Here is a 12,274-nt window from a genome sequence, read left to right on the forward strand (position 1 = left end):
TTATGAAATCTTTGAGTGCGTGCTGTGAAGTTTTATAAATTTTAGTCTTGCTGTCACTTTGTATAAAGGTATTTTTTCACTCACATCTTTCGAAGTTGTAGCCATGTTCAACAATTTTAAGTAGAATATTGTAGCATTTTGAAAATCTGAAAGTTTATCTAGAATAACAGCTAAATTATAAGTATAAAAAATATTGTTTTCATCGAGGAAAATAGCAGTTATCATATACTCTTTACCTTTTACATAATCCTCCTTTTTCATATAGATCATACCTAAATTTGCTAATAAAGGAGCATAATTTTTATGTATATCATACAATTTTAACATTTCACTCAACGCCAGATCAGGATTATATTGTGAGATTATCGTCAGAAAATTTTTTAATATGTAAGGGTTACTAGGGTGTTCTTTTAACAGTCTTGTGTAAATCTCTACAGCTTTTTTGTATTCTTTATTAGCGTAATAAATATTTCCCAATCCAATTAAAGCATTTTTATGATAAGGAAACTTTGCAATGATCTGATTAAGGAGAGAAATAGCTGTTTCATTATCTCCTGATTCAAAGGAATCTTTTGCTTTTTTTAAAGTAGAGTATATGTCAAAACTCTTGCCAGAATTCTGCGCAATTTTGATGTTAAATTTATCACTTTTTCTCTCAATAACATCAAGATCTTTATATTTTTTATCAGCTTTTATATGCTTGACAACACTATCAAAGGCCTTCTGTATCTCCAAATTTTCACTAGCATAGGTAACAGAAGACCTCCATAAAATCACAACGCAAATTAACATGCAGATAAACATAGGTCCTAGTGTTGTGGCATTGGCTGCAGCGTGTAACCAGTAAACCTTATTTCTTTGAGCTATATGCAACACATTACAAATTCATAAATGCTAAATTACCTATCTCATACAATAATAAAGATATTATTAATTAGCGGGACGAACATGCTGTGTAGCCTTTCAGAATGCATTTATCTTTTGTCTTCCATATTTCGCTTTATTTCCACAAAAATGCTTCAATTTATCTTAGTCTGGTAGAGACTCATGACCTTGAAACCAGCGATTTGGTCTCATAACCATAGTCTCCCCAAAAGAACCGTGCTTGCGGATTTCCCGCACACGGCTCCACAATACAGCGTTCACACTAGTGCTCCTGTGTATAAAGAAACATATACCTTTGGTTTTGGTAATGGATTTACTTTTAAATAGTGTATAAATTGTTCCCAATCCATACTTTTCTTTTGACTACGTCGGTTTATCCACTTAAATGCTAACTTTGTTACCGGTCGATAGAATTGAATCAAACACCGATAATTTCCGCTAACTCCGAAGTAGCTATAGTGTCCTGTTAGTTTGGCTTTAAGTTTCTGCCACCAATCTTTGAGACAGATACGACTTCGTACCATCTTCAACCATTCTTTGATTTCTTTAATCTTTCTGGCTAGGCTTATTTTTGAAGTTTTCTGCTTCATCATAAGTTTACCATTACGACTTTTTCCACAATAATGTGTAAATCCTAGAAAGTTGAAGCTAGCCGTCCTACGTTTCTCTCTTTCTGCTTGATACCATTCTTTCTTACCAAACTTTACTATTTTTGTTTTATTTTCAGCTATTTCCAACCCAAATTTACTTAGTCTTTGTTTCAGTAATTCTAGAAATTCTTTTGCGTCTTCTTCCCTCTCGCAGCCAACTACAAAATCGTCGCAAAACCTTATTAGCTGTAAATATCCTCTGGCTTTTGGCTTAAATTTCTTTTCAAACCATAAGTCCAGCACATAGTGTAAGTATATATTAGCTAATACAGGGCTTACTATACCACCTTGTGGTGTGCCTTGATCGGTTGCTTTATAACATCCAACTTCGACTATTCCTGCCTTTAGAAATCGTTTTATTAACCACAATAAATTTGGGTCAGCTATTCGTTCCCTTAGACAATTCATTAGCCATTTATGTTGAACATTATCAAAGAACTTCTTGATATCCACTTCTACAATATAGTTAATTGGTTTGTGCATAACTGCTTTATCTAGAGCGTTTATCGCCTGATGACAATTTCTTCCTGTCGAAATCCATACGAGCTGTCCATAAAGTTTGCTTCATAAATATTTTCTAATATCTTCTTTAGCATTACCTGTACCAACTTATCTTCCGTTGATGGTATTCCGAGACCGCGCTTCTCTTTGCTCCCGGCTTTGGGTATGTATACCCTTTTCACTGGTAGCGGTTGATATTGTTTTCTCTTCATACTATCCACTAGTGTTTTAAGTTTCTCTTCTAGATTTTCTCCATAAGCTTCCACTGTCACACGATCTATACCACAAGCCTTGTTGCGTTTTAGTTCCTTATAACACTCTGCAAGATTCTCTTCATTAATCAAATGAACTAATGATGTAAATTTTACTCGCTTATCTTGCTTAGCCCTTACTGCTATCTGGTTTAGTTTTCCTTGCATACTCCTCCAATCTCTGTTGTATTGGTATAGCAATCCCTATACCAGTCACTATATTGCTAACCGCTTCCCCTTGTATGTGGCTTTCCCACACTCCGAGTACTATCAGTTAGTCCGACTTCCTTTGCATCTTCCTCCAGTCTTCGCCTTTATTGACTTGTTCCAGAGTACCCTTACAGGAATACAAAGGATCTCCCAAGTTCACGTAAGGTCCATCTCAACACATGACGCGGCCTTCGATCCCGATGAGGTGAGTAATATCTTGCCTTAGCGTTATTACCCATGTTGCCTTCCACCAAATGTAAAGTGTCAGCCCCCATGACGCGTGAATTACGGGACTCAATACCTTCACTTTCGTTGCACCCTATGTTGTCCATTCCATTAGCTTTACTACGCTCGTTACCTTACGCAGCATAATGGTTTGTTCCAGGTTGCCGGCTAAGCTTTACCCGTGTTGGATTTTCACCAACTGTTCCTTACGCACTTCTTGGCGCACACATAAAGCACCCTCCTACATTCGTTATACCTTTTTGTTAAGATACAGCAATTACACCATTTACTACATGCTTTACTTTAATTAATTATTAAAACAAGAGCATCATTTCCAGAGCTATATCTTTTTACCTTGATAATTCTTTTTTGACTTCCTCTTTAATTATCCCACTTATATTCACGTTAAGATCCCCTACCCAAAAATCAGTCATAGTTTCAAGATCGTATAGATCCTCTATTACTTTTTTAATAGCAGCATTTATTTCTTCTTCGTCAAATTCCTTTATAATAGGTCTAATCTTCACATACCCTGGAGAGCCTTTACCATAAATTCCTTTGCTTTTATTAATGCAGCCACCTGCACCAGATCTACTGCTTCTCAAACCACTTCCACACTCTACTGTTTCATACTTGATTTCACCATTTTCTATATATGCTATTTGATTGTCTTGTGTAGACTTCAGTTTATCTGCCTTTACAATTTTCTCCTCTAGCTTTAAATCTTGCTTATGAATTACTGTTTCCTCATAACCCTTACCACCGTATGTTCTATACTCACCTCCACCTGCAACAGTAATCAGTTGCTGGCAATGTTGCTTCTGCGAATTGCACATTTCTATGAAAACAGGTCCCCCGTCCTTATCTGAGAAGTTACTTTCCTGGTTACCCCCTCCCTCTGTGACTTGCACCTTAATTATAGGATAATTAGGATCGATTTTCAGTTTAGCTTTAATATAATCTCCTGGCATCCCTACTCTGCTTTCAGTAGAATGGCATTTTTGATTGTCACAGCCACTACCTTGTATATGACCTGCTTCACCACTTCCCCACGCTTCTATTTTAATACGATCAAATTTTATTGATAAGTCATCTGTATAAACATCTTTATTTTTATGATCATAGGATTTTTCATTATTTTTTTCAAGATCTGGTTTCTTATTTTTCAGATGTTCCTTGATTATCTCTTTTAATTTTTCTTTTAATTTCTTTTTGAGACCTTCTAAATCGAACCTACACAATTTATCAGCGTAAAAAACCTCTGTTCTGTTTGCTTTAATCAGTTGATCTTTTAATTGTGTACACTTTCGTACTTCATTTTTTTCATCTCTTAATACTTTACCATCCTTATCTTTACAATCCACTTCCTCATACCTTAAGTAGAATGGCTTATCATCTTCATTTTTATTCAAATATTGTTTTGAACGGCTACACTTTCCATCAAAGCAGATGCAACCATCATCACCTTGCTCACATCCTTCTTTATGCTCTACATCCGTCAATTTGTATACTACTTTCAGTCCTTCACCAGATTTTAATTTTTCGTCTATTTTGCTATCTTTCTTCACACAATAACTGCATTCTTCCTTCTTCTGCTCATTTTCATCAGGGAAGAAAACATACTCTTGCTTATTAAATATTATTTTATCCAACCTCTCTTGAGTTTCTTTCAAAGGGTAAACTATTTCCTTGCTTGGAAGATAATAGAACTGATTTGATTCCTTGGAGTAAACAGCATTGTATTTAGTATATCTTGTTCCCATTAATTTTAGTGGTATTATTTTATTTTCTCTTTTAAGAACAAACTCCTCTGGTTCTGGCTGCCATCCAGAAAGACAAAGCATTTTACTGTTAGAATTTCCTTTATACTTTACTTCTATTTCCGGCTGCCCAGAGTTATTAAATTCACATTGAATAGATTTGTCTTTTAACTTTTTCTCAAAATCATTAAAACTATAAAAACTTCCGCCTTTAGAACATTTAATTTGCACATCAGGAACATAGCCATATTCTTTCAGAACTTTAAATTGTTGCGGATTACTTTCTAATATACCTTCTATAATATTATCAATATTACTATCAGTTGTTTTTGCTACTATTGCTGGTTTTACTACTTTTAAAGATAGGGGGCCAATGTTTATAGGATGGTTGAGGTCAGTATTAACATTAAAAGTACAGGAACCATTACTATAGGTTCCATGTGCTTTAGCACAAGTGCTCTCACTCATCTTCATTTCTACTTTCAATGTATTTGCATTTACTATCTCCACTATCTCAGGTTCTGGAGCAGGTGGTGCAGGAAAACAGCGGATGAACTGTGGATTGTTTTCATCTATACTTTGAGTTCCAAGGTATTCAGCGCAGAGCTTATCTTTTTCTCTATAAGTTTTGAAGTAGTACGTGATGCCATCTTTGTCTAAAATAGAGCGCCACTCAGCTTTATTTTCTCCATACCCTTTAGGGAAATCTAATTTTTCTCCAATCTCTCCGTCTCTTCCTTTCAGATCACCAATGATTACCTTAACCTTAGGATTAAAGTAATCATTGTCTTTATCTGTTATAGGAACAATTCTAACTTGTGGAAGCGACATTGCAAGTTGTTCACAAAATGGAGGGGGGCCAGGTGCAAGTGGAACAGGAGCACATTTTACTGCCGTTTGGTAGCAGGTATCACAGACTTTTTCCATCTCCCCAGGACGGAAAATATTCTCACCCGAAAATACTCTAGAACCCCATGAAGAAATTCCTGACATACAAGCCCCTTTTTGACTGCAAGCACATATTTTAGGAGAGTTAGCGAATCTTCTTTTTTCCTCATCAGTAACACCGTCTGCCCATTCCCATTTAAGACCCCGAGCAATTTCTCCTCCAGCTTTTGTTTTATCTCCTTCCCAGTCGATAAAAGCTGCAGCAGAAACTCCAGCTCCTGTACCTTGCGTTCCATATATCTGGCGGCAGGATTCCCCACTTTGTAAGTCATAACAATAACTTTGTCCACCATAAGCACATACTCTAATTTTGGGATTAAAGTAACCATCAACTCCTTGATCTTTTATTGCTTGCACCTTAATTTCCTTTACCCAATCTCCATCAACTATTGCTTCCCACCAAGTATTACTTTCTACAAATGTTGGACAATCAGCATATCCTTGATACGAAAGACCAAGTATCAAAAAAAATATCAATAAGAAATTAAGCCTTACACTTCTCATAAAATACCGGTAACCACTCATTAACTTCTTCTCCCTTTTCTTTTATTGCCTCATACATATACTTTATAGTCTCTTTGTTAGCTGAAAGTACATGTATTTCTTGCATATCCTTCAAATCCAGATTTAAGGTTACTAATCCTTTGTACTGTTTTATCAAAAATAAACCTTTCTGTGTTGGCGTCTGCAGAATTATATTCAGCTCCTCTTTCGATAGAGAAAATGCCTTCATGTATAATCTATTTGCATTGACGTTCGGCATCAAGATTCTTGTATCAACATGTTTATCTAAATATTGAGTAAATTTGCTAGCAAATGCGAGATTTAAATTCTCAGTACTTAGGATTACTACAACATTTAGTTCCGTCATTCTTTGCATCCAGTTATCAAACTCTTTCTCTGTAGGAAAAATATTACTTATCTCCCATGCTTCATCCAAAACAAGTATTGCAGGCGAGCCATCACATTTTGCCTCAAAAGAATATAAAAAATAGTAAAGTATCACGGACATACATTCCTTTTGTTTTGTAAGGTTTGCGGTGTTGAGAGATATAATTTTTGTTTCCCAGTCAATATCTGATTCATCACCATCTTGAAATAAGTAAGCAAAGTCACCATCGTCACACCATCTACTTATCTTACCCCCAAGGAGCAAGAGCACCTCAGAAATTTGTGAAATAGAACGTGATTCCTTGGGTATAGCAAATATAGAATCCACAATTTTTCTTATCTTTTCTTCTACGTCCACCAAGCTCGTATCGGCTACCATTCTTCTGATCAGTTCAACCAACATATTGCGATTGGAAGCACTATCTTCAATGTTTAGTGGATTAAATTTTAGGCTTTTGTCCTTATATTTTGGATCGATTATGTAATATTTACCACTCACTGCTTTAGTAAAAATTATTGATTTTCCAGTGTTATCCAATATGACAATTCTTGGGTTAAACTTTCTTGATTCTGATAATAGAAAATTAATGAGTGAAGTTCTGCCTGAATTTGGAGCTCCGAGTATCGTAGTATGGCCATTATTTCTTTTTCCATGAAAATTAAAGAAGTAAGGATTTCCTTTTTTTGAAAAAAAAATCATTACCGCTTCTTTCCACCTTCTTCCTTTTAATGTACCTGACGTAAAATCGTGCAGCATAGCAAAGCTGCAAGCGTATTTTGTTAAGATATTTTTCGGTTGCGTAATAAAAGCAAAATTGCCTGGAAGTTGTGCCCAAAAATGACTTTCCATATGTAAATCAGTTCTAAACATCATGAAGCCAACTAATGACATTATAGAAGATAAATCACTAATACTTTCAGCTAACTTATTCCTATCATCTGCAAATATTGTAAAAATAATTTTCTGTTGGCAGAAGTCTATACTAGAGGTCTTTTCAAGCTCTATTATTTCTTCAATTCCTGAGCTTTTAAGTAAGGTATTATCCTCACTAATTTGCAGCATGTTGATTTGTTTTTTAAATTCTTTTATTGCTTTGTTATTACTAGTAAATATCATTATTTCTGTAATGATAAATTCAGATTCAAGCTGCAAGCATCTATCTATATTACCTAAAGAGATTTCCCGGTATTCTTTTATGCTGAAAATAGAGCCAAATTTCTGTTGATTTTCAAATATTGTTTGAAACGTATTGAAACCAAAAGCTATTTTAAAATTTCTAATATATTGCGACAGGTCCCTTTCATGTATTGGATAATCTTTGTGCGTTAATGTAACAATATAGTGGAGAAATTCTATCATTTCAGAATATATTTTACCTTCACTAAACCTTAGACTCAGTTTTTTAGCTCCAAAAGGTCCTAAATCATTTTGAATTACGTCAGTTATCTTTTGCAACTCCTGATGGCTTTCTTGTAAAGACAACTTATGCTTATTCTTTATTCTATTGAAAAAAAACGAATTATTAGTATGCTTGCCAAAATCGCTAAACAATATTACAATGTATAGTTCATTTATATACTGTAATTTACTATCAGTTAGTTTATTAAACCACGTTGAATGTAGGTTGTCAGAGAAGTCTTCAGTTTTATTCCATTTCAAGCTCAGTTTATTGCGCTTTCTAACGGTATGAATCCAAACGGTAAAACACAGGCTATTAATATTTTTTGATATGCTTTTTCTAATTTCAGTTCTGAGGTCGCTGTAGTTATCAACAGAAGAATAATCTTCTAACTTGATTATTTTTAACAATTCTCCCTGTTTTGTTAGTATGGTTTCTTCATCGTAATGACAAGCATAAGGAACAAAATCTAAATCAATGCTTTCTAGTAATGCTAAGTTGTTCTTTTTTTTAAGCTTAGAGTTAACTGTTGGTACTTTTAACTGCATATGCGTATTCAATAAAGATAATTAAAAAAGATAAAAATACTATCTTAATTTTTATCTTTTTTTTCGCTATCGGATTGTAATTTTATATCTTTTGCAAAGTTAAATTTTTCTTTTAAGTAGTCTGTTGCCTTTTCTGTACTACCGAACATCAGGACCAGTACACCAAACATTATCATAAAAAAGATTAGACCTCTGAACACTACTGCAAGTATCACTGCAGCTATACACAACCCTATGATTGTTGAAGGACTCATATTTTCTACAGTATCTTTAACTGAAAATGAAGAAATAAAATTTTTTACCGTTTCTTGTATACCCTTTAATTCATCACTCGCCGAACTTGCTTCGCTAGAATATGATGCAAAAATGAAACTTAATAAGGCTATAAAAACCAAAACTTTATTCAATTGAATGCGCATCAACTAAATACCTTTTAAACATTTCTTAAATATAACAACTTTTATATCAATAGGCAAGAACTGAATTCACTTATCCACTACAAGTAACACATATTTAATTTTTACAGACGTGAACATGCTGTAAGCTCTTTATCATCAACAAGAGGACTCACATTAATGGATGTTAATTTACTTGATAGGAAGTTTGAATGCAATTCAGCTACTGCTGCTATAGCAAACACTGCAGCCATAGCAAGTAGTCCTGCTCCTATCAATCCTGATGTCATTGCTCCTGCAACAATGCACCCTATTGTGGAGAGAGCACAACCTGCTACAAGTGCAACGTGAAGATTTCTGTTATTGGGTTGGTTTTTAAGTAGGATATCTTTCTTAACTTGATCTGGATTTGCTTGACCATCTGAGTTTTCATTTTCTTGCATTTTTGGCTCTTTTTTTACAGTCTGCTCTGGCTGCACTTGAGTCTCGTTTTCTTTTGGGGATTCCAAATTTGATTCTAATAACTCAGTTTTTTCTCCACCCTCTGGTTGTAAGCCATTATCTTCTTCAACAGAGCTCAATGTTGAGTTTAAACTTTCCTCAGATGAAGTGATTGCTATTGATGTTAAACTGTTTTTTCTACTATTTATTGGTGATATCGAGTTTTTTTCACTCAGTCCAGGTGAGTTTATTCCACTATCTGAACCACTACCGTTACCAAGCTTAGGAGTTTTTATATTCTTCTTTAATTGCTCCATAACTTTACTATATTTTCTAGATACCTCTTTCGGAATATCTAATTGGCCAAGTATTTTAGTATCACCACTTTTTTTCTCAGCTACATTCAAGGGTGTTTCTTGTGTGTTGTTTTGCTCTTCAATATGTCCTAGCTGCATTTGATCTTCAATATTTTCTTCAACAGCATTTGGTATTGAGCTTACACTGCTGCTCCTTTTAGTAATCCCTGAAATTATTTCTAATATTTTCCCTCTTCTTGTTGGTGATCTTTGTAATTGTTCTCTTTCATTGTTAGATACTGAAAGCTCGACCTCTAATTTTATTACTTCTGTTTCCAACACTGGAAGAAATTTTTTGGTGTAATAATTATAAGATTCTTCTTGCTCTTTCAGTAATTTTTCTAATTTAATTAATACATTAGGATTAGCCTCTTTCTTGAACAACTCTATGCATTTTTTGATAGTTCCCTCTCGATTTTTTTTTGGGCTTTCATGATTATGTGTTTTTTTTGTTACCTTTTTGTATATAGTGTTGTGCAATTGTTGGTTAATATCTCCTGTATTATTCTGAGATTTTTTTAAAGAACTTAGCATAACATTCCTCCATACATAATAAAATGTATAGATACCTTTTTAGCGTTAATTTTACATTAAAACTGGGCGATTATGCCATATATGGATAATTTGCTTATTGTGAGGTCGCTTAACTATTTGCTTTCTGGGCTTTCTACTTCTACAGATTTGCTCTCAATATAATTGTTTGCCTGTTGAACTAACATATTCACTACTTCTTTTACAGGCTTTTCCCTATCAACCATGCCAACACTTTGGCCAGCCATTAAAGATCCTGTTTCAACATCTCCTTCAATCACTGCCCTTCTTAAAGCTCCAGCCCAGAACTTTTCTATTTCAAGCTGCCCATCTTCTTTTGAGATCTGTCCCTTTTGGTATTCATCAATAACTTCTTTTTGACGCTTCATGAAGTCATCGCTTGCTTTGTTGGCTATAGCTCTTACAGGAATTACAGGAAAATCAGCACTTATCTGTACAGAAGGTATTGCATTACGTGCGGCCGATTTAATAAACACTTCCTTGAAATTTTTGTGGGCAATTGACTCATTAGTGCAGACAAATAATGTACCTATTTGACAGCCACTTGCTCCCATTTCCAGGTAATTAACTATCATTTCACCTCTTCCTATTCCACCTGCAACAAACACTGGTATTTGTTCATTTTTAAAATGAGGCAATATCTCTTGTGCAAGAACAGAAGTGCTAACTGGACCTATATGCCCACCTGCTTCCATTCCTTCTATTATTAATGCATCTACTCCCATTTTTACTAACCTTTTCGCAAGGCTTAATGCTGGTGCAAAGCACATAACTTTAATGCCTGCACCCTTGATTTTTTCTATATTAGGCTTTGTTGGCAGTCCACCGGCAAGCACTATATGGCTCACTTTCGTTTCAATACACACATCTATCAACTCACTCAACTTTGGGTGCATAGTAATTAGATTTACACCAAATGGCTTGTTAGTTAATTGCTGCGTCTCTATGATTTCTTTTTTTAGCAAGTCTGGAAACATTGCACCACATGCAATCACACCAAAACCACCAGCGTTTGAGATTGCTGAGACCAAGTTTCTCTCTGAAACCCAGCTCATAGCACCACCCATTATAGCAAACTCACTGCCAAGAAAATCTGTTCCTTTTTTCCAGAGGCTACTTAACATATAACCTATATCATACGTTTAAAAATGTTTTGTTTATCTATAAATGTGTGTTTTAAGGCGCCAAGTATATGTAAGATTATAAAGAGTACCATAAAATATGCAAGCATCGAATGTAGCTCGTTAGCCGTGTTAGCTAGGTCTTTGTTTTGATTAATCAACAAAGGGATATGAAAAAAATATTTGATCTGTTTGCCAGAAGCAGAAGACATGACATAGCCAGATAGTGGCATTAGCACCATCAAAGAATATAAACCAAAGTGTACTGCTTTACTTATATTGATTACAAACCGAGAAAAATTTGCTGGAAGTGGTGGAACATAAGTAAAGACGCGAAAAAATATGCGTACTATGATTAATCCAAGAATAGTGATACCGCAAGCCTTATGAATAGCGTATATGTTGAACTTAATTTCATTGCTAAGTGGTAAGCTTTTCATATAAAGTCCAGAGCAAAGCATACCGATAATAAAAACAGCCATCAACCAATGGATAACCCTTAAACCTAGGCTATATTTATCGTCTTCCATTTTGATTACCCTAAAGTAGCATTTATATAATAGAAAAACTATTTTTCAATCAAAATCATTAAAGCAATTTAGATTTACCGACAATGTAGCTATACAAATTCGACCCAGCCGGAAGTCAAGGGCACCTAAATCAAGAAACGGATTAAACGAAAAACTTACTTGACAAACTCCGCCAGCCTCCTTATCATGAAACTGAAGCTATTTATTTATCTTCTCTGTACAGATTAAATGACAAAAAAACTCAACGTATCTGGCCTCTCATGTTTAATTTTTTGCACTATGTGCACTCTATGTCTTTATCAAATTTCTAGGTTTTTACCTATACAAGCTGAAATACGCTTATAAAGCATTTAAAACATCAAAAAACGCCAACTTAAAAAATGGATAGTGAATAATTAGCTACCCTAGGGTTTCTTTTGCCTTTTTTTCTGTTTAGTAAATTTCTTAAACATTTATGACTAAAGGTTAGTTGCATTAAAAAGCAGCTAAATCGCGGTTATTAAGCGTTTAGAATAAAAAAACGCCATACTTGAAAGTATAATGTAAGTAATTAGCCAACCACGGGGCTTCTTTTGCCTTTTTTTCTGTTTAGTAAATTTCTTAAATATTT

The 12,274-nt window shown here is 34.5% G+C and carries 10 protein-coding genes; all 10 read right to left on the reverse strand.

The annotated features are described in order from the left end of the window. Window positions 1-876 carry a tetratricopeptide repeat protein gene (locus tag ABWU48_RS06060; RefSeq protein WP_353288357.1) on the reverse strand — a complete coding sequence of 292 codons (876 nt, stop codon included), beginning with the start codon at window positions 874-876 and terminating at the stop codon, window positions 1-3. A gap of 266 nt (window positions 877-1,142) precedes the next feature. After that, on the reverse strand, window positions 1,143-2,018 hold the full coding sequence (locus tag ABWU48_RS06065) for a reverse transcriptase domain-containing protein (protein ID WP_353288246.1): 876 nt from the start codon (window positions 2,016-2,018) through the stop codon (window positions 1,143-1,145). Between the two features lie 20 nt (window positions 2,019-2,038). Continuing rightward, window positions 2,039-2,455 carry a hypothetical protein gene (locus ABWU48_RS06070; RefSeq protein ID WP_353288247.1) on the reverse strand — a complete coding sequence of 139 codons (417 nt, stop codon included), beginning with the start codon at window positions 2,453-2,455 and terminating at the stop codon, window positions 2,039-2,041. After that, complete coding sequence (locus ABWU48_RS06075) at window positions 2,418-2,546, reverse strand: hypothetical protein (RefSeq protein WP_255324786.1); 129 nt, start codon at window positions 2,544-2,546, stop codon at window positions 2,418-2,420. Before ABWU48_RS06075 ends, ABWU48_RS06070 begins: the two co-directional genes overlap by 38 nt. 526 nt (window positions 2,547-3,072) lie before the next feature. Next, window positions 3,073-5,934: a hypothetical protein gene (locus tag ABWU48_RS06080; RefSeq protein ID WP_353288358.1), complete on the reverse strand. Its 2,862-nt coding sequence runs from the start codon at window positions 5,932-5,934 to the stop codon at window positions 3,073-3,075. Next, window positions 5,915-8,269: a type VI secretion protein gene (locus tag ABWU48_RS06085; RefSeq protein ID WP_353288359.1), complete on the reverse strand. Its 2,355-nt coding sequence runs from the start codon at window positions 8,267-8,269 to the stop codon at window positions 5,915-5,917. Before ABWU48_RS06085 ends, ABWU48_RS06080 begins: the two co-directional genes overlap by 20 nt. A 44-nt stretch (window positions 8,270-8,313) precedes the next feature. After that, the gene (locus ABWU48_RS06090) at window positions 8,314-8,688 is read right to left on the reverse strand and encodes a hypothetical protein (RefSeq protein ID WP_022626145.1); all 375 of its coding nucleotides are present in this window, start codon (window positions 8,686-8,688) and stop codon (window positions 8,314-8,316) included. A 101-nt stretch (window positions 8,689-8,789) separates the two neighbouring features. Then, window positions 8,790-9,995, reverse strand: coding sequence for a hypothetical protein (locus ABWU48_RS06095; protein WP_353288360.1), 1,206 nt, complete (start codon window positions 9,993-9,995; stop codon window positions 8,790-8,792). A gap of 113 nt (window positions 9,996-10,108) precedes the next feature. Beyond that, window positions 10,109-11,137 carry an NAD(P)H-dependent flavin oxidoreductase gene (locus ABWU48_RS06100; protein ID WP_209472394.1) on the reverse strand — a complete coding sequence of 343 codons (1,029 nt, stop codon included), beginning with the start codon at window positions 11,135-11,137 and terminating at the stop codon, window positions 10,109-10,111. Window positions 11,138-11,142: 5 nt separating this feature from the next. Continuing rightward, window positions 11,143-11,664 carry a cytochrome b gene (locus ABWU48_RS06105; protein WP_010082022.1) on the reverse strand — a complete coding sequence of 174 codons (522 nt, stop codon included), beginning with the start codon at window positions 11,662-11,664 and terminating at the stop codon, window positions 11,143-11,145. Window positions 11,665-12,274: the final 610 nt, after the last annotated feature.

The sequence above is a fragment of the Wolbachia endosymbiont (group A) of Tromatobia lineatoria genome (genome assembly GCF_964028565.1).
Lineage (GTDB): Bacteria > Pseudomonadota > Alphaproteobacteria > Rickettsiales > Anaplasmataceae > Wolbachia > Wolbachia pipientis.